General features: G+C 68.3%; 16 protein-coding genes and 2 pseudogenes. 9 read left to right on the forward strand and 9 right to left on the reverse strand.

Annotated features, from left to right (window positions below; translation table 11 throughout):
• Positions 1–569: 569 nt before the first annotated feature.
• Together ACZ3IC_RS29990 and ACZ3IC_RS29995 are read right to left on the reverse strand one after the other, a co-directional pair.
• Positions 570–809: a hypothetical protein gene (locus ACZ3IC_RS29990; protein WP_467421244.1), complete on the reverse strand. Its 240-nt coding sequence runs from the start codon at positions 807–809 to the stop codon at positions 570–572.
• Positions 810–862: 53 nt separating this feature from the next.
• Entirely contained in the window at positions 863–2878 is a 2016-nt protein-coding gene (locus tag ACZ3IC_RS29995) for a type I restriction-modification system subunit M/S (protein ID WP_467421246.1), read from the reverse strand.
• A 1290-nt stretch (positions 2879–4168) separates the two neighbouring features.
• Here ACZ3IC_RS29995 and ACZ3IC_RS30000 point away from each other — a divergent pair.
• From ACZ3IC_RS30000 to ACZ3IC_RS30015, 4 genes and pseudogenes are all read left to right on the forward strand, one after another.
• Positions 4169–4891 (forward strand): alpha/beta fold hydrolase, encoded by a 723-nt coding sequence (locus ACZ3IC_RS30000; RefSeq protein ID WP_467418093.1) that lies wholly within the window; start codon positions 4169–4171, stop codon positions 4889–4891.
• Between the two features lie 602 nt (positions 4892–5493).
• Positions 5494–6213: pseudogene (locus ACZ3IC_RS30005) on the forward strand (TerD family protein); the annotation flags it as partial.
• A gap of 183 nt (positions 6214–6396) precedes the next feature.
• Positions 6397–6963: a Uma2 family endonuclease gene (locus ACZ3IC_RS30010; protein WP_467421248.1), complete on the forward strand. Its 567-nt coding sequence runs from the start codon at positions 6397–6399 to the stop codon at positions 6961–6963.
• Positions 6964–7333: 370 nt separating this feature from the next.
• On the forward strand, positions 7334–7549 hold the full coding sequence (locus ACZ3IC_RS30015; RefSeq protein WP_467421249.1) for an EF-hand domain-containing protein: 216 nt from the start codon (positions 7334–7336) through the stop codon (positions 7547–7549).
• Positions 7550–7733: 184 nt separating this feature from the next.
• Here the strand turns inward: ACZ3IC_RS30015 and ACZ3IC_RS30020 are convergent, their stop codons facing one another.
• A complete protein-coding gene (locus ACZ3IC_RS30020) occupies positions 7734–8759 on the reverse strand; it encodes an SAM-dependent methyltransferase (protein WP_467421251.1) in 1026 nt (341 codons plus the stop codon).
• Between the two features lie 464 nt (positions 8760–9223).
• Here ACZ3IC_RS30020 and ACZ3IC_RS30025 point away from each other — a divergent pair, with 464 nt between their 5' ends.
• Positions 9224–9664, forward strand: a complete 441-nt coding sequence (locus tag ACZ3IC_RS30025) for an NUDIX hydrolase (protein ID WP_467421253.1) — start codon at positions 9224–9226, stop codon at positions 9662–9664.
• A 117-nt stretch (positions 9665–9781) separates the two neighbouring features.
• Here ACZ3IC_RS30025 and ACZ3IC_RS30030 read toward each other — a convergent pair whose 3' ends face one another.
• Both ACZ3IC_RS30030 and ACZ3IC_RS30035 read right to left on the reverse strand, forming a co-directional pair.
• Positions 9782–11191 (reverse strand): NAD(P)/FAD-dependent oxidoreductase, encoded by a 1410-nt coding sequence (locus tag ACZ3IC_RS30030; RefSeq protein ID WP_467421256.1) that lies wholly within the window; start codon positions 11189–11191, stop codon positions 9782–9784.
• Positions 11192–11280: 89 nt separating this feature from the next.
• Positions 11281–11955, reverse strand: coding sequence for a rhomboid-like protein (locus ACZ3IC_RS30035; protein ID WP_467421370.1), 675 nt, complete (start codon positions 11953–11955; stop codon positions 11281–11283).
• A gap of 136 nt (positions 11956–12091) precedes the next feature.
• Here ACZ3IC_RS30035 and ACZ3IC_RS30040 point away from each other — a divergent pair, with 136 nt between their 5' ends.
• Positions 12092–12580: a GNAT family N-acetyltransferase gene (locus ACZ3IC_RS30040; RefSeq protein WP_467421258.1), complete on the forward strand. Its 489-nt coding sequence runs from the start codon at positions 12092–12094 to the stop codon at positions 12578–12580.
• Between the two features lie 12 nt (positions 12581–12592).
• Here the strand turns inward: ACZ3IC_RS30040 and ACZ3IC_RS30045 are convergent.
• Positions 12593–12701, reverse strand: a pseudogene (locus tag ACZ3IC_RS30045) (zinc-binding dehydrogenase); the annotation flags it as partial.
• Between the two features lie 126 nt (positions 12702–12827).
• Here ACZ3IC_RS30045 and ACZ3IC_RS30050 point away from each other — a divergent pair.
• Positions 12828–13505, forward strand: coding sequence for a pentapeptide repeat-containing protein (locus ACZ3IC_RS30050; protein ID WP_467421260.1), 678 nt, complete (start codon positions 12828–12830; stop codon positions 13503–13505).
• 16 nt (positions 13506–13521) lie between these two features.
• Here ACZ3IC_RS30050 and ACZ3IC_RS30055 read toward each other — a convergent pair whose 3' ends face one another.
• Positions 13522–14019, reverse strand: coding sequence for a hypothetical protein (locus tag ACZ3IC_RS30055; RefSeq protein ID WP_467421263.1), 498 nt, complete (start codon positions 14017–14019; stop codon positions 13522–13524).
• Between the two features lie 263 nt (positions 14020–14282).
• Between ACZ3IC_RS30055 and ACZ3IC_RS30060 the strand changes: the two genes are divergently transcribed.
• Entirely contained in the window at positions 14283–15701 is a 1419-nt protein-coding gene (locus ACZ3IC_RS30060; RefSeq protein WP_467421265.1) for a M1 family metallopeptidase, read from the forward strand.
• Between the two features lie 89 nt (positions 15702–15790).
• Here the strand turns inward: ACZ3IC_RS30060 and map are convergent, their stop codons facing one another.
• Together map and ACZ3IC_RS30070 are read right to left on the reverse strand one after the other, a co-directional pair.
• Positions 15791–16573, reverse strand: coding sequence for a type I methionyl aminopeptidase (gene map / locus ACZ3IC_RS30065; protein ID WP_467421268.1), 783 nt, complete (start codon positions 16571–16573; stop codon positions 15791–15793).
• 296 nt (positions 16574–16869) lie between these two features.
• The gene (locus ACZ3IC_RS30070) at positions 16870–17445 is read right to left on the reverse strand and encodes a TerD family protein (protein WP_467421270.1); all 576 of its coding nucleotides are present in this window, start codon (positions 17443–17445) and stop codon (positions 16870–16872) included.
• A gap of 238 nt (positions 17446–17683) precedes the next feature.
• Between ACZ3IC_RS30070 and arfB the strand changes: the two genes are divergently transcribed.
• Positions 17684–18118, forward strand: coding sequence for an alternative ribosome rescue aminoacyl-tRNA hydrolase ArfB (gene arfB / locus ACZ3IC_RS30075; RefSeq protein WP_467421273.1), 435 nt, complete (start codon positions 17684–17686; stop codon positions 18116–18118).
• Positions 18119–18243: the final 125 nt, after the last annotated feature.

An 18243-nucleotide genomic window follows, 5' to 3' on the forward strand; every position in this document is an offset into this window, starting at 1 on the left:
CCTGTGGGCGAGACAGTCACACCCTGGGGTGGACGGGCTGGACTGAACAAACGGGACCACGCAAGACTGCAACAACAAGGGCCTCCCTGTCGCTCTGGCTTCGATAACCGCGAGCTACCAGGAGGCCCTTTCTTCATGCGCGCACAGCGGCGAACTCACCCGATCCAGCACCCTGTTCGATCAAGAACGACCGCACGATCGGAAAGACAACAGCTTGTAACTGTTGATCCTCGTTTCCGCTCTCCTCGATCGTCCTGAAATGCCCCGTGCCTGCCGTGCTGTGCCCGAGAGTCCGGGGCTGTGGACGAAGTGCTGCTCCGGCTGGGAGAGCTCCTGTTCCTGTCGGACCCTGAAGTGGCGGTTGTGTCGGCGGAGGACGACGGCGAGGCGATCTGGATCGGGGCCAGGCGTAAGTCGGCTGGTGCTGAGTGTCCGGGCTCCCGCAGGGCCGCGACGGTAACGCTCAGGCATGGAGCAAGCAGGCCCGTCGGCCCGGCTTCGACAAGGCGTGCGTGGCTGCCGGTGAGCACGCCCCACCGCAGGCCAACCGCGGGCCCCCCGCAGGCGGGTCACCGGGGCCGACGCAGCTCCCTGACCGCGGCGACGGCCCCCAGGCAGATGATCATCGTCGATCCGAAGGCGGTGCCACCCGACAGGACCGCGTCTGCGAGCCCCGAGCCGCTGTGCTGCTTCAGCATGATCACGACGAGGGCGACGACGACAGAGAAGAGCACCATCACCAGCAGCCACAGCGCCCAGGTGTGGGAGTGCGAGGCCGGTGCAGGAGACGGCGTGGTCGGGGAAGTCACGGTGGTCCCTTCATCAGTGGAGGGGGGTGGGAGCGAGGGGCTACGGTCGGGCGTCATGAGCGCGTACCGGGTTCCGGCTGCGTGGCGCTGCCCAGAGTCGAGATCATCAGGCGTCCCGCCACGGCTGTGCGGGTGTCAGCGACTGCTGCAGCGAGGCGGCTGTGGGCCGTGGCTTGAGCTTCGAGCGCGTCGAGGACCGCGACGACGCGTTGCTGTTCCGCATAGGGGGGAAGCAGCACCGGCTGGTTGCCCAGCGCCGCGGCGCTGATGGACGGTGCACCCGTCGCCGTCGCCCGGTCCCGTACCCAGGCGACCGACTCGGGCCGCCCCAAGTAGGCCGCGAGATAACCGGGTTGGGCGAGGGCTCGGTGCTTGTCGTCCATCCTGAGCCGGATCACATTCGCGCTCATCAGCCAGTCGGCCCCTACGTCTCGTACCAGTGCCGGGGGACCCATGGCCCCGGTCCGGACACAGACGATGTCCTGGGGCCTGAGCAGAAAGCGGTCCAGGCGCCGGGCCTGCTCCTCCGCTACGTGCCGGTCATCGGCCAGTTCGGCGATGCGGCCCTCGCGCAGGTTCTGGGGATAGACAAGCGGCACTCCGCATCTGGTCGTCATGTGCCCTTTCAGCAGGCTGTATGACGGCCCCGCCTGGATGTTGCACAGGTCGGACAGCGTCACGCGGTGCCACCCGACGGTGTCAAGCAGTTCCCTTTCCTGCTCCACCTGGTCCAGAGCTGAGGCCGCGGCGGCATCCGCCTCCCACGCCTGCTGCTTACGGAGCTCCAGCACGGTCAGGGCCTCCGAGTGGGCCGCCTCGGAGGCGCTACGGCATGGTCTGTTTGCATCGATGTGGTCCATGGGACTGAGCGACCAGTCCTGCTTCCCGACGGACTCCCTGGTCACGACCGCAGTAGGCACGGCCGGGCTCCACCCGCTGTCGTCCTGGTCGGCGGAGCCACGGTAGGCGTCGAGAATCGCTTGTACGTCCTTGTCCTGGAGAGCGCGCTTGCCCCGGATCGGAGTACCCACCTGTCGTGCGTCAAGGAACAGGATCTCGTCGCAGGCTTGGGACGGATGGACCAGGAACCACACCGAGACCGGCACGGACGTATGGGAGAACAGGCGGTCCGGCAGGGCTACGACGGCCTTCACCACGCCGCGCTCCACCATGGCCCGCCGGATCTTCTTCTCCGACCTGTTCGCCGAGTTGCCGGCCTTGTTCGGCATGATCACGGCAGCGGCGCCACCTTCCCGCAGCGTGCTCAGCACGTGCTGCACATAGGCCAGGTTGTCGTTGCCCAGGGGAGGGGGCCCATAGGGCCAGTTGTTCTCCTTGCGCGGCTCTCCGGTGGAGTCACTCATGTTGAACGGGGGATTGCTCAGAACAAGATCGAACTTTTCTGTCGAGAACGCCGCGGACGCTGTCCAGGGCGGCGCCCCGGAGGAGACGTGCACGCTCGGCCGCGCACCGCGAAGCGCCAGGTTCATGATCGCCAGCGGTGCCGTGTCCCGCCCGTGTGTGAGCCCGCGGACCCGCATCCTGTGAGGAGCCACGCCCTGCTTCGCACACCAGGTGGTCGCCGCGGCGAGCAGCTCGCCGCCCCGGGAGTACGGGTCGTAGACACCCAGCGGGACCCCGTCCGCCACGTTCTCCTCGGCGACGCGGACCATGACGCGCGCCACGGCACGTGGAGTGAAGAACTCGCCACTGTCCAGCCCGGCCAGCAACTCGTACTCGTCGAGCATGAGCTCGAAGGCCCCCGGTCCGAGTTCGCCCACCAGGTGCACCACGTGCCGTAGATCTGCGTACGAACGGGGTTCGAGGCGCACCAGCGCCTGGCGCATCGCCGGACGCATTCCCAGCAGCCTCAGCTGCTCGTCGACAGCCGCGGCAATGTGCCGGAGGAGAGCAGCGGCGCCGTCCGAACCCTCACCTGTGCCGGACTTCTCGACGACACCGTTCCAGTGAGATCCCCCGGACCGGCGCAGGAAGTGCAGCGACACGAGCAGGTTCACGTAGTCAACCCTTGAGCCGGCTCCTCGTACACGGTCGCACAGCTGCCCCATGAGTTCGCGTACCCGGTCCGCATCGCGTGGATCGGACCGGGTGTCCGGCGCGCCCGGCCGGGGTGCGTCCGCGCCGGTCGGGGCCCTCCCGGCGAGGGACCGGCGTGCCCGTGTCCCGTACGTCGTGCCGTCCGGATCTCCCTGCAACAGGCGTCGGGGAACGGGCCGCTCGTCCAACCAGGCGAGGAAGTCGGCGCGACGGAACAGCTCCGAGTCCCCGCCGCGCTCGGGAGACGGAAAGCCGGGCGCGCGACGCCACTGGGTGACGGTCGCCCGGGAGACGCCCGCCAGCGAGGCGATCTCCGCCTGCGAATGAAGCTGGTCCGCGTGGTCAGCAATGGACATGATCTGAACTCCCTCGTGGCCGCCGTTCGGCGGCCCTTCACCCCGGACAATAAGGAGCGAGATCCATCTGCGTCGAGTGCGCACCAGCGGTGCGCAATACTTCGAGCAGGGTCGCTCTTGCTTCCCAGACTCGTCTGAGTGCTGCAAAACCGGCCTCAGGAAGCCTCCTGACTGCTTGTCTTAGTCTTTCAGTGACAGGCTACTTCTGAAGGGGCTTTCGGAAAGGGTGTCGTTCTGAGGGCGTAGCTTTCCCCTGGGCCCCTCCCGACCCGTCCGTGCAGTCGGCTCCTGGCGGCGCGAGGTGAGGACGGCCGGGGGAGTCACGATGTCGTGCGCCGCGGCCACAACTTCATCCCGGCCTGGCTCGGCCAGGGCTCTTCCGCAGCCGCGGCTGACGGAACTCCTCGACGACGAGGAACTGGCCCATGCGGCCGCAGCGAACCCGGCCTTGGATTCCGTGGTGATTCACCGGCTGGTGACGATGGGGGGCCAGCGGGCGTGACCGCTGCGACGGAGCCGGGCAGGGGGACGTCGACAGCAGCGACCACCTGCAACCTAGACGGTCGCCCGCACCGTTTGCCGAGGCGTCCCGCTGCCCCTGCCCGTTGTCTCTCCCACCGGAGAGTGGCTGAAGTACTGGACAGCGCGGGCTGAAGCGGCTGGGGCGAGTGTCGGAAAACGAACGTTATCTTGAGCCGAACCGCTTGGCGGGGCGCTGACCTGGGCTGCTGCGATCAGGGCACTGTCCAGGAGGCTTTCCATCGTGTTGTCTGGCTCCTCGTGGGCGCGGATGGATCGTTGTCGAACAGCGACCAGGCCACCGCGCCTGCGTGGCGCTCAGGGGGTGACTCAGCGCAGGGGTAGCTGACACGACAGAGAACTGATCTGGTTCGGCTGCTGGTGAACACTGCTTTGCTGGCAGAGTGCCGCGGTTATCTTCCGAGCATGGTTGATCACTGCACGATCGGGGTCGGGGGCATCCGGCTGGCCTATCGGGTCGCCGGTTCCCCTGACGCTCCGCCGCTCGTCCTGCTGCACGCGTTGGGCGAGTGCGCGGCGGACTGGGACGGGGTGGTGCCTGCCTTCGCTCGCCACTGGCGGGTGTATGCACTCGACTTGCGCGGCCACGGGCGAAGTGACTGGCCCGGCGAGTACTCGTTGGAAGTCATGCGGGCCGATGTACTCGGCTTCCTGGACGCCCTGGCGCTCGACCGGGTGGACCTCATCGGGCACTCGATGGGTGGGATCGTGGCCTACCTGCTTGCCGGGGAGCATCCGGAGCGGGTGGGTCGGCTGATCCTTGAGGATGTCGCGGCGCCGCTTCCCCGGAAGCGGACTGTCCCCACCAGGCCGGACGGGGAACTGTCCTATGACTGGGAGATGGTGTTGGCCATCAGGAGGCAGGTTGACGATCCCGACCCGATGTGGCTGGAGCGGCTCAGCGGGATCACCGCGCGGTCCCTCGTCATCGGCGGCGGCTCGCGAAGCCACGTTCCCCAGGGCCGGGTCGCCGAATTGACTCGGCGAATCCCGGGAGGCCGCAGTGAGACCATTCCGGTCGGGCACCTGATCCACGATGCCGAGCCGGACGCGTTCACGGAGATGGCCTTGAGATTCCTGCGGTCTGCTGAGGCACCCGACCGGGACCTCGGCGGCGGGACGCGGTGATGTTCCAGGCCGAACGCGGAACCGGACACGAATGGCCCCTCTTCAAAGTTGGCACGGACATGGCCGAGAACTCGGCACCGGCGTCATCGGTCGCTGCGAGTCACAGGGGTCTGGAGCCGGGCGGCAGGCAGGTCGCCGAGCGTGCGGGCGAGTTGCTGCCGGAGCTGGCGGCTTTCCTCGGCGAGCGGCGGTTGCGCTCGTTGGCGGCCTCCAGTCATCGAAGGAGCGAGGCGTCGGAGGCCCGCTGGCGGGCTGGCACGGGAACAGTGGAGGCCCGTTGCTGTTCCGTCCGCAGCCGTTCGATCTCGGCTCGCAGGGTCGGGCTGGGTGTAGAGCGGTGTCTGGGCTGAAGCGCAGCGCCAACAGCAACGTCAACGTGAGGCGCAAGCCAGATACCAGCTGGATCAGGAGAGGCAACAACGCGCCTGCCAGCGAGAGCTGGCGCGCAGCCACCGCGAGCAGAGAGCGGCCTACCGAGAGCAGCGCGAGGTAGATGCCCGGCGGCGCACGGAGGAAATCGGCGCGCGGGTCGAGTCGTTGCAGGGTCTGTTGGCGGCAGGGTGCCGGGCTCCGGCGTTCAGGGCCGATGCACTGACTCGGGCGGAGCAGATCGAGGTGCTCTCCCCGGGACAGCTCGCGCACCCCATCCGCATGCCGGACCCGAACCAGTACCAGCCGCAGGGTGGTTGGCCTTCGCCAATGGCAAGCCCCTGGAACTGGTGGCAGGCTCCGAACTGGTCGACCTGCTGCACCGCCACGGGCTGCGCGGGCGACTGGGCAGCGGCGAACGCTCGGTGCCCGCCCAGCGGACAGCGCCGGACAGTGAGACCAGCACGAACGACCACAACGTGCTGGGCATGTACTGGTCGGGCACCGTCGCCTTGGACGTGTGTGCGCTCGTCTGCCACGGCAACCGCGTTCTGGACGACGACCACTTCGTCTTCTTCAACAACCCCCAAACACCCGACGGCACGGTCCGGGCACTCATCCCCGTCGCGCCGGACAGAGCCGCCATCCAAGTCTCCTTCGACGCCCTACCGGCGCGCGCTGACCGTCTCGTCGTCATTGCCGCGGTCGACCCTGTCGCCAACCCCTCGGCCGACCTGTCCGGCTTCGCCGACGCCGGCATTCGGCTGCTGGACTCCGAGAGAACTCCACTCGACCAGTTGGAAGTCTCCGACGGCCGCACCGGCGAAACCGTCCTCGTACGGGGGTCCTTCCGTCGCCGCGCGAACGGCGACTGGGAGTTCGTCACCGGAGGCAAGGGATACCGAGGCGGCTTGGAGGAACTGGTCCAGGAGTACGGCATCGATGTGGATTAGCGCCCCTGCCGACATGAGACCTCAAGCGGGGGGTGCCGCCCACCCTTCGTGTCTGTCACTCGCTGGTCGGATGCCGGCCGACGGGGAGCGGGCGTGAGCGAGGTCAGCGTGCCGGACGGATGGCAGACAGTACGCTGAATCCAGCGGGATCGGGCCCGCAGCACAGTGTCCGGGAGGTGCTTCATGACAGCCGAGATGGTGGCCCCGGCGTGGATGCATGAGCAGGTCACCGCTGAGGAGTACGAGTCCTGGTCCGAGGAGCAGTGCGCCGGCATCGAGATCGTGGACGGGATGGTCGTCGTGAGTCCGAGTGCGTCCAAGCGGCACAACCGGCTGGCCCGGATTCTGGCGAACGCCCTGGATGCCGCCGCGGGCCCGGAGTGGAACGCCGACACGGACTTCGACGTCCGGCTTCAGGACGTCCCGCTCACCAATCGCCGCCCGGACGTCGTCGTGTACCGCGCAGACACGATCGACATCACCCCCACTCGCCCTGAGCACGTGCTGCTGGTCGCGGAGGTGGTGTCGCCAGGCTCGGAGACCACCGATCGGATCGTGAAGGTCGACCAGTACGCCAAGGCAGGCATCGGCTTCTACTGGCGGATCGAGCAGGCCGCGACAGGCGTTCCTCTCGTGTACACCTACGTTCTCGACCCCGCGACGAACACCTACCGGGACGGAGACGTGTTCACCGGCTTGCTCAAGGTAGCGGCCCCCTTCCCGGTGGAGTTCGACCTCGGCCAGGTCTGACCACGCGCTGCTCAGCAGTCGGCGGCGCGTGAGCGATGCGTGAGCGGACGGCCCGATACAGGGTGACATGAGCCGGATCAAGTGGCTCGCCGTGCGGTTCTGACCAGGGGGAACAGCACCGCGCGGCAGCCGCGGACCAAGATCGGACAACTCGTAATGCGTAGGTCGTCGGTTCGAATCCGACAGGGGGCTCGGGCGAGGCCCATGTCAGAGACTCAATCTGACCTGGGCCTTTTACGTGCTGTGACCGCCTGTCGCAATGACTGGTCGGCCCGATGGCCGGGAGTCTTCCGGCAGCCGTGTCCGGTTGGTCCGGTAGCTCGTTGTCTGTCCGGATCACTGACCACCCCCCTGACTCTAGGGAGCACACATGAGCAGCCCCACCGCAGAGCAGATCCGCCAGTTCGAGGAGATCGACGTCGACGGCGACGGCTACATCACGGCCCGCGAGCTGAAGGAGTCGCTCGAGCGGACGGACAACATCAGCCCCCAGGAGGTCGAGGCGATCGTCCAGTGGGCCGATGAGGACGGCGACCGTCGCATCGACCTGGACGAGTACGCGAAGCTCGGCCGGAACGACATCTAGCCGTACCGGACCGCAGCCCGTCGACGACCGCCCCGGACCCTCCGGCCCGGGGCGGTCGTCGACGTTTCCGGGGCCGCGATCGCCGGGGCGGCCGAAGGCGGCGGCCGGGGCGGGCCGGTGGTTGCTCCACCCGTGGTCACCAGGAGGGTTTCAACCGGCGTCAGCGGCGGACGCGGAAGCGATCTCAGACTTTCTCGAACACCATGCGCACTAGCGTGAAGCGCCCCTCGCGCAAGAATCTGAGGGCTGTTCGCTGCTCCCTGATGATGTCGGACACCGCGCTTCTGCCGATGAGCTCCGCTCCGCGTGTCCGGTTGGCCTCCGCCCGTTCCAGCCAATTGCGTACCGTGGCCACCCCGTCTTCCGGGTCGCTTCGCGTCTCCACGACTCGGAACAAGCCGTTGCCGGCTTCGGTCAGTTCGGCCCGGGTCGGCAGGAAACACTCGGGAAACACCTTCCGCGACGCATGAAGACCCTCCCGTACGTTCCTGACCCCGCTGACGACCGCCTTGAGGCCGAGGCGCTCCTTCGGGCCGTGATTCCGGCCGTGAGGAGCCAGTTGCTGAGAAGGCAGCAGGAGGGAGGCCAGCCACCCGCGGTCGGGCCAGGCGTTGCACTGCAGGGACAGCCGCCCGGCCGGCCGCAGCCAGGCATGGCACTGCTTGAAGAACTCGCGGTAACGGACGATGCGCTTGGCCCGCCACATGGTGTTGCCGGCGAAGTGCTCGATTGCTTCGATCGCGATGATGGCGTCATACGGCCCATCCGGTTCGTGATCGATCCAGTTCTCCACCCGGACCTCGCAGCCCGGCCAGTTCTGATCGCGGGCCCATGCGGCCTGACCCGGACTCATCGTGATCCCTACCGCGTGCTTGACGTGATGGGTGTCCACCAGTCGGTGCACGAGGCTGCCGTACCCGCAGCCGACGTCCAGCACCCGGTCCGCGCCCACGGCGTTCGCCGCCTTGGCGTGATGGTCCAGCTTTCGCAGCTGAGCCGATTCGAGTGTGTCGCCCTCCTCCCACATGCCGTAGGAGAAGACGAGATCCGGACCGAGCGTCAGCCGGTAGAAGTCACCCAGGAAGTCGTATTGATGAAGGATCGCCTTCGAGGACGTGCCCTTGTAGGAAGATCCCTTTCTCGCTCCGTGCACCACGTTCACCCACCAGTTCATCAGCGACGCGAGGCCGGACGGCCGGCCGAAACCCATTCCTCCCAGGTAACCGGGTTCTTGGGCAGAATCGCGCCCACACACCGGGGCGGACTCGTCGGCACGCCCGATCGGCGGTGCCTCGGTAGCGGTTCGACGCGTTCCGCCGGGTCGAGGGCCGGCGTCGAGCTTGCGGTGGCGTGAGCCGATCGCGCCCCACCGGTGGTCGGCGCCCGCGTCACCGTCGGCGGGTTGAAATGGTTCACCCGAGTGAACGGCACCTGTGCCGCGGCGTCGTCCTGGCTGGTGAGGACGTCGGCTCAGCTGGGAGCCGCGGTCAGGGCGGAAAGCCGCGGAGAAGGCCGGTGCCCCGGGGAGGGCACCGGCCTTCTTCCGTCGCCGGGCAGGTGGCGTCCCCGCCGAAACCCGCCCGGCCCTCCTCGGCGCCTGGTCGATAGATTGTTGCGCACGGGTCGGTCGAGGCCGTGGAACTTGAAGTCCGGAGGGGCACCGTGGAGAGTGACGTGCGTTCGCGCGTATCGGCGTATGCCATTGCCACCGCGCAGGACCAACTGCTGTTGACTCAACTCTCCGAAGCCTCACCGGTTTTCGCACCCGGGCTGTGGCACCTGCCCGGCGGAGGAATCGATCCGGGCGAGCAGCCTCGGGAGACGCTGGCACGCGAACTGTACGAGGAGACCGGCCTCGAACTTCTTGACGCCCGGCTGGTGGACGCGCGGGCGTATACGGCCACCCGGCTCGGGATCAGTTGGAACCTGGTGGGGCTCTTCTACATCGTCGAACTCAAGCCCGGCCCGCCGAGGGTCGCCAAGGCCGACGACTCCACCAGCGCGGTCACATGGATGCCCTTGTCCGGTCTGGAGGACTCGATACTGTCCCCGGCCGCGATCGACGGTCTCGGGATGATCGGCGCACGAGGGGTGCAGAACGTGGCTGCCCACTGAGCCGGGGGGATCGCTCGGCCTTGTTCTTCAACCCTGCTCGTCGACGACCTCCACAGAGGTGACCGAGCGCACCACGGGCACCCGCCACCACCCGGTGGCCGGTGCCCGTCCGTCTGCTCAGTGCCGTCCCGCCAGCCGGTCCGCGGCCTTCGCGAGGGGGTCCGTGCCCGCGCGGGGCGAGGCCAGTTCGCGGCGGTCGGCGGTGCGGTAGGCGGCGTACATGCCGTGGACGCCGATCCAGCGGAAGGGTTCCGGCTCCCAGCGGCGGACCTTGTGATTGACCCAGGGGAGGGTGGTCAGTTCCGTGGGGCCGGACTGGCCGGAGTCCTGCTGGATCAGGTCGCGCAGGGTGCGGGCGGCGAGGTTGGTGGTGGCGACGCCTGAGCCGACGTAGCCGCCGGCCCAGCCCAGGCCGGTGGAGCGGTCGAGGGCGACGGTGGCGCACCAGTCGCGGGGGACGCCGAGGACGCCGGACCAGGCATGGTCGATGCGGGCGGCCCCGGTGGTGGGGAAGAGGCGGAAGAGGATGTCGCGGAGGGCCTCGATGGTGGCGGGCCGGGTGCGGGCCGTGTCGTTGAAGTGGGCGGCACCCGAGCCGTAGCGGTACGGCACGCCCCGCCCGCCGAGTGCGATGCGGTCGTCGGCGGTGCGCTGGGCGTACATGTAGGCGTGGGCCATGTCGCCGAGGGTTTCGCGGCCGTCCCAGCCAATGGTGTCCCAGATGGACTGGGGGAGCGGCTCGGTGACGATCATCGAGGAGTTCATGGGGAGCCAGGTGCGCTTCTGGCCCTTGAGGGTTGCGGTGTAGCCCTCGGTGCAGCGCAGGATGTACGGAGCGCGGACGGTTCCGTACGGGGTGTGGGCGTGCTTGGGCTTGATCTCGGTGACGGGCGTCGACTCGTGAATGGTGACGCCGAGCGCCTCGACGGTCGCGGCGAGGCCCTTGACGAGTTTGACCGGGTGCAGGCGGGCGCCGTGCGGGGTCCAGGTGGAGCCGACGGCTCCGGTGACGTTGATGCGTTCGCCGGTCTCGCGGGCGCCGCGCAGGACGCGGTCCTTCTCGCCGAAGGCGATCTCCACCGAGTGCAAGTCCTTGAGCCGGGCCAGCTGGGCGGGGGTGTAGGCGACTTCGAGGACGCCGCCCCGGTGGATGTCGGCGTCGATGTTCTCTTCGGCGGCGACGCGGACGACCTCGTCGACGGTGTCGTTCATCGCCCGCTGGAGGCGGACGGCGGCGTCGTGGCCGTGGAGTTTCGCGTAGCGGTCGCGGCCCGCGATGCCGTTGTAGAGCCAGCCGCCGTTGCGTCCGGAGGCGCCGTAGCCGCAGAACTTGGCTTCGAGGACGGTGATGTTGAGGAAGGGGACGGCCTTCTTGAGGTAGTAGGCGGTCCACAGTCCGGTGTATCCGCCGCCCACGATGCAGAGGTCGGCGGTGGTGTCGCCGGGCAGGGGTTCCCGGGGGGTGGGGATGCCTTGGTCCGCGTACCAGAACGATATGCCGCCGTTGACGGTGCTGACGGTGCTCATGTTGCCCCTGCTTTGTCCGGTGTGAAGCCCTGGTTGCTGTTCTTTGCTGAAGCTGTTTTTTGCTGAAGCTGTTCTTTATGGGCGGGACGTTACTGCGCCACAGGGCTTTTCGTCCCGGGCCGGGACCGGGTCAGTGGGTAGCAGGCGAGGCCGATGAGTACGGAGGCGAAGTGGCCGAGGTCGGTGAAGGTGCGGCCGGTGACGAGCGGGATGCCGGAGAAGACGAGGACGGCGAAGAGATACACGTAACGCCAGGGCGGCGGGATGCGGTACGTGAGGACGGCGACGACACCCGCGAGCGCGTAACTGACCCCGACGTCGAGCGTGTTGGCTGCGGACTGCGGTGCGTGTCCGTGCCGGATGGCCCAGGCCAGGACGCCTTCGCTGACGAGGGTGGCGAGGACGTGGGCCGCGATGGCGACGGTGAGCCAGCGCAGGGTGCCGAGCCGGTGTTCGGCGGGGGCGTGGAAGACGGTGTAGAGGACGGCGTAGGGGACCCAGTGGCCGCCGTCGATCCAGAAGGCGCTGGTGACCAGTGCGCGTACGGGGTTCTGGGAGAGTTCGTGGATGTTGGTCGAGTGTTGGAGCAGGAATTCCTCTTCGAAGTCCGGTGACATCTGGTGGACGATGACGGTGGTGACGAACAGTGCGGTCAGCCAGATGTAGGTGCCGGGTGCGCTGCGGATCCATGAGCCGACGCTGCGGAGCCACGAGCCGGCGGTGGTGCGTGGCCGGGTGGGCGGGGCGGGGCTGCTGGGGGCCATATCCGATTGACGCACGGCTCCACGATCGTCCGCGTGATTGACATTCCGGACGAGCTGATCGCCACCCGGTCCAAGTACGAAGGGCAGTTGCCGGGGCGGAGGCAGCGGGGTGCGCGCCGGTGCTTACGCTGCCCTCATGATTCGTACCGCTACCCCTGCCGATGTTCCCGTCATCCACGCCATGGTCCGTGAGCTGGCCGATTACGAGAAGGCCCTGCACGAGGCGAACGCCACCGAGGAGCAGCTGCACGAGGCGCTGTTCGGCGAGCGGCCCGCCGCGTACGCGCACATCGCCGAGTCGGACGACGACGGCGAGGTGGTCGGCTTCGCGCTGTGGTTCCTGAACTTCTCCACGTGGCGCGGGGTGCACGGCATCTACCTGGAGGACCTGTACGTACGTCCGGAGCGGCGTGGTGGCGGGCACGGGAAGGCGCTGCTGATGGAGCTGGCGCGAATCTGTGTGGAACGCGGCTATGAGCGTCTGGAGTGGTCGGTGCTGAACTGGAACGCCCCGTCCATCGCGTTCTACGAGTCGCTGGGCGCGCGGCCGCAGGACGAGTGGACGGTGTACCGGCTGACGGACGGGGCGTTGTCGAAGCTCGGGGAACAGCTCGGGGAGCAGTAGGTCTTCGCCGGGTCACGGGATCAGCACCACCTTGCCCATCGTGCCGCGGGTCTCCAGGGCGCGATGGGCGAACGGCGGCCGCTTCGGCGAGCGGGAAGCGCTGGACGGCGGGGCGGAGCCGGTCTCCGGATCTCCGATGCCCCGAGGGCGAGCAGAGCTGCCTCGGTCGTTGGTGCGGTACGGGCCCTCGGCGGTCCTGGCCCGTTTGCCGGGGGCGTTGTCAGTGGGGTGGGTCACGATGGGGGGCATGGCGAGCAGCAGCAGGAAGACGGACACCATCGCAGCGGCACGGCGGGCGGAGGTGCGGCTGCCGCCGCTCGTTCCCTACGACGGGCAAGGACTGGAGCCCGACGGGGATTATGACGGTGTGCGGTTCGAGGGGGCGGATCTCGCGGACGAGTCGGGTCCGGGAGCCCGGTTCATGGACTGTGCGCTGGACGGCTGCGCACTGGACCGCACGGAGCTGGTCAGGGCCCGGTTCATCGACTCGGTGCTGACGGGCGTACGAGGTGTGGGCACCGATCTCGCGGGGGCGTCGCTGCGCGATGTGGAGGTGGTGGACGCACGGCTGGGCGGGGTGCAGTTGCACGGTGCGGTGCTGGAGCGGGTGCTGGTGCGCGGCGGGAAGATCGACTACCTGAATCTGCGGAAGGCGCGGCTGAAGGACGTGGTGTTCGAGGGCTGTGTGCTGTCCGAGCCGGATTTCGGAGATGCGCAGCTGGTGCGGGTGGAGTTCCGCGACTGTGTGCTGAAGCGGGCCGACTTCAGTTCCGTACGGATGGATTCGGTGGACCTGCGGACGGTCGCGGAGCTGGACATCGCGCGCGGGGTGGAGCGGCTGGCGGGTGCGGTGATCAGCCCGGCACAGCTGATGGAGCTGGCTCCGGCGTTCGCGGCGCAGATCGGGGTGTGGGTGGAGGCGTAGCCGCCAGGCGGGCGGTTCAGATACGTGGGAAGCGGGCCTGGAGGTCCCAGATCACGGGGTTGTCGGCGAGACCTTCGTGCATGTCGGCGAGGTCGGCGATCAGATCGTGCAGGAAGTCGCGGGCCTCGCGGCGCAGCAGCGAGTGGCTGAAGGTGAGCGGGGGCTCGTCGCCGGGCATCCAGTCGGCCTCGACATCGACCCAGCCGAAGCGGCGCTCGAAGAGCATCCGGTCGGACGACTCGGTGAAGTCCAGCTCGGCGAACTGCTGCCGGTGCGAGCGGTTGCCGCGCGGGTCCTGGTCGATCTGCTCGACGATGTCGCACAGCGCCCACGCGAAGTCGAGCACCGGCACCCATCCCCAGGCTGTGGACACCTCGCGGTCCGCCTTGGTGTCCGCGAGGTAGACGTCCCCGGAGAACAGATCGTGCCGCAGGGCGTGGACGTCCGCGCGGCGGTAGTCGGTCTGCGGGGGATCGGGGAAGCGTCGGGAGAGGGAGTAGCCGATGTCGAGCACAGTTCGATGGTGTCATGCCCGGGGATGCGCCAACGCCGTGGCGTTCGGCCTCCCCGATCGGGTGGGGAGGGGGGAATCCTGCCTTCGGGCACCTGCCAGGTGCAGAGGAGAAGTGCGCGAAGGCCGCGGCGTCGCCGCCCTCGCCAAGTAGTCCAAGCAGAAAGTAGTCCAAACAAGCAGTCCAAGCAGTCCCAGCAGACAGAGCAGGCAGTTCAAGCAGTCCCAGCAGGCAGAGCAGGCCGGGCGAGCCTAGGATCGCGAGTGTGGATCAGCGAAGACCGGTACGTCGCACGACACGCGCCGCCGCCCTCGCCCTGCTGCTTCTGACGGCATCCACCGCCTGCACCGACGGCACCGGCGGCGCCGGGGGCACCCCCGGCGCCGCCGGTCTGCGCGACCCGTACTTCCCGAAGCTCGGCAACGGCGGCTACGACGTCACGCACTACGACCTCGCCCTCGACGTCGACCCGGCCGCCCACCATCTGCGCGGCACCGCCACGATCACCGCGCGCGCCACCCAGGACCTCAGCTCCTTCAACCTCGACCTCGCCGGGCTCACTGTGCGGTCCGCGACCGTCGAGGGCCGCCCGGCCGCCGTCAACCGGGCGGGCCAGGAGCTGACGCTGCGCCCCGACGCCGAGGTCGAGAGCCACCTCCACAAGGGCAGGACGTTCCGTACGGTCGTCAGCTACTCCGGCTCCCCGCAGACCCTCACCGACTCCGACGAGTCGGAGGAGGGCTGGCTGAGGATTGCGGACGGATCGGTCGCGCTCGGTGAACCGACCGGTTCCATGGCCTGGTTCCCCGGCAACAACCACCCGAGCGACAAGGCTTCGTACGACATCACCATCACCGTTCCCAAGGGTCTGACGGCCGTCTCGAACGGCGATCTGACATCTCGTAGCACCTCGGGCACCACGGCCACGTACCACTGGCGCACCGCCGAACCGATGGCGAGCTATGTCGCGACCGTCGCCGTCGGCCGCTTCGACACGAAGACATCGACCACCCCGGACGGCATCAAGGTGTTCACCGCCGCGGACACGACGGTGGCGGCGGACAGCGCGCGGATTCTCGCCCGGATTCCCGAGGTCGTGAAATGGGGGGCGGAACGTTTCGGCCCGTACCCCTTCTCCGCCACGGGCGCGATCGTCGAGCGTCCAGGGGACGCCGGATACGCGCTGGAGACCCAGAACCGGCCGTTCTTCCCGGGGACGCCGGACGTCGCACTGCTCGTCCACGAGATGGCCCACCAGTGGTTCGGGAACTCCGTCACGCCCGAGAGTTGGCGGGACATGTGGCTCAACGAGGGCTTCGCGACCTATGCGGCGTGGCTGTGGGAGGACGACCAGGAGGGCCACCCGGTCCAGGACAAGTTCGACGACGCCTTCGACGACGACGACAACTGGGCCTTTCCGCCCGCCGATCCGCCGACGGCCGCGGACATCTCGCAGGAGCCGGTGTACGGGCGCGGGGCGATGGTCATCCACAGGATCCGGCAGGCTGTGGGCGACGACGAGCGTTTCTTCGCGCTCGTCAGGGGCTGGACGGAGGCGCACCGGCACGGCAACGCGTCGACCGCCGACTTCACCGCCTATGTGGAGAGGGCGACCGGTCAGGACCTGACGGAGCTGTGGAACACCTGGCTGTACGGCAGAAGCCGGCCCGTCTCGAAGGACTGACCGGCTCCCGCGGTGCCGCTGCTGCTGGATCTTTCACGGAGTGTGTGCCAGAACCTCGCCCGGTGTCTGCGGGCCTGTGGGGTCGTTTCTCATGGCTGCGTTTGCTTCGGCAAGGTGAGGATTTCGGCTCCGTCGTCGGTGATGGCGATCGTGTGCTCGCTGTGTGCTGTCCGGCAGCCTGTCGCACTTCGGAGCGTCCACCCGTCAGCATCAGTGACCAGTTCAGCGGTGTCCGCCATGACCCACGGCTCCAGTGCCAGCAGCAGCCCAGGGCGCAGTTTGTATCCACGGCCAGGCCGTCCGGTGTTCGCAACGTGTGGGTCCTGGTGCATCGTTGATCCGATGCCATGCCCTCCGAACTCGGTGTTGATCGGGTACCCGGCCTCGCTGAGGACTGTGCCGATGGCATGGGAGATGTCGCCGATGCGGGCCCCGGGCCCGGCAGCGGCGATCCCAGCGGCCAGTGCGCGTTCGGTTGCACTGATCATCGCGACGCTCTCTGGGGGCCGTGCGTCGCCCACGATGAAGCTGATGGCAGCGTCGGCAGCGACTCCGCCCTTGGAGACGGCGAGGTCGAGTGTCAGCAGATCGCCGTCGGTAAGCGTGTAGTCGTACGGGCGTCCGTGGAGCACGGCGTCGTTGACGGCCGTGCAGATGTAGTGGCCGAACGGGCCTCGTCCGAAGGAGGGCGCATAGTCGACGTAACAGGACGACGCTCCCGCCTCGACGATCATTTTCTCGGCCCACCGGTCGATGTCCAGAAGGTTCGTGCCGATCGTGCTACGGCTCTTCAGTGTCTGCAGGATGTCACCGACCAGGGCGCCGGTGGTTTTTGCCCGGCCCAGCAGGGTGGGGTTAAGGATCTCGATCACGCGATGCCCTTCCGTGTAACCAATAACTATACCGGCCTTACTATACCGGTATTAGAATTGATGTCGCCGGCCGGACGAAGCCCGGGTCGTGTCGGGGCTTCAGCTGCGGCGCCGTCATCTGGCTGCGCGGCCTTACCCCCGCGACATGATCGCGACTCCGCGCAGGCCCTGGTTCACTACTTCGCGTTGATGCCGCAGCACGGAGACGGCCGGGCCCCTGGACGCACGGGAGCCCCCGGCCGCAGGAGATGCGGACGGGGGCTCCCGGAGGGTATCGACCTACCGGCTGCGGAACGTCAGAGGTTGACGCCGAAGTCCTGGGCGATGCCGCGCAGGCCCGAGGCGTAGCCCTGGCCGACCGCGCGGAACTTCCACTCCGCGCCGCTGCGGTAGAGCTCGCCGAAGACCATGGCGGTCTCGGTGGCGGCGTCCTCGCTCAGGTCGTAGCGGGCGATCTCCGTGCCGCCGGCCTGGTTGATGATGCGGATGAACGCGTTGCGCACCTGGCCGAAGTTCTGGCTGCGGCTCTCGGCGTCGTAGATCGAGACCGGGAAGACGATCTTGTCCACGTCGGCCGGGAGGCCCGCCAGGTTGACGTTGATCTGCTCGTCGTCGCCCTCGCCCTCGCCCGTGACGTTGTCACCGGTGTGGACGATGGTCTGGTCGGGCGTCGACTTGTTGTTGAAGAAGACGAAGTGACCGTCGGAGACGACCTTGCCGGTCGGGTTGACCGCGATCGCCGAGGCGTCGAGGTCGAAGTCGGTGCCGGTGGTGCTACGGACGTCCCAGCCGAGGCCGACCGTAACGGCGGTCAGGCCCGGGGCCTCCTTGGTGAGCGAGACGTTTCCGCCCTTGGACAGGCTTACAGCCATGGGAAGTCCCTTTCATCGTCGAGTACGGGCTTCATGCCATCACGAAGCTACCGTTACAGGTCATAACGCGGACAAGGGACCGAGAGGTTCCTGCTCCCTTTACTTTCTTTACCGAAGTCCCCCGGTCGGACCGACGGCGATGGCCCGTACGGGCCGCCGTGAGCCGTCTCAGGCCGTCGCGAGCCCGTGCGACCCGTGCGGCAAAAGAAGGTGACGAATGCCCTGTGGGCCGGGGAACATGGGTGCCATGTCCGGGCCCTATGTCATCCGCGGTTCGGTCTCCCTGCCGGAGGCCGAGCTCATGTGGCGTTTCTCGCGGTCCTCCGGGCCCGGCGGGCAGCACGTCAACACCAGCGACTCCCAGGTGGAGCTCCGCTTCGACCTCGCGGCGACCGAGTCGCTTCCCGAGGTGTGGAAGGAGCGGGCGCTCCAGCGTCTGGAGAGCCGGCTCGTGGGCGGCGTGATCGCGGTACGGGCGTCCGAGCACCGCTCCCAGTGGCGCAACCGGGAGACGGCCCTCGTACGGCTCGCCTCCCTGCTGGCCGAGGCCACGGCACCGCCCCCCAGGCCACGCCGCAAGACCATGATTCCGCGCGGCATCAACGAACGGCGCCTGCGCGAGAAGAAGCAGCGCGGCGAGACGAAGCGTGGCCGCTCCGGGCGCGACTGGTAGCCGCCGACGCGCGATACGGGCGCCGCGCCCGGACGACGGACTGCCCCGCATGCCTGCCGCGCGCGCATGCCTGCCGTGCCCGAACGGCGGCCTCGTGTGTGCCCGGACGACGGCCCCCCCCCCCC

Source organism: Streptomyces sp. NPDC002958 (assembly GCF_055563255.1).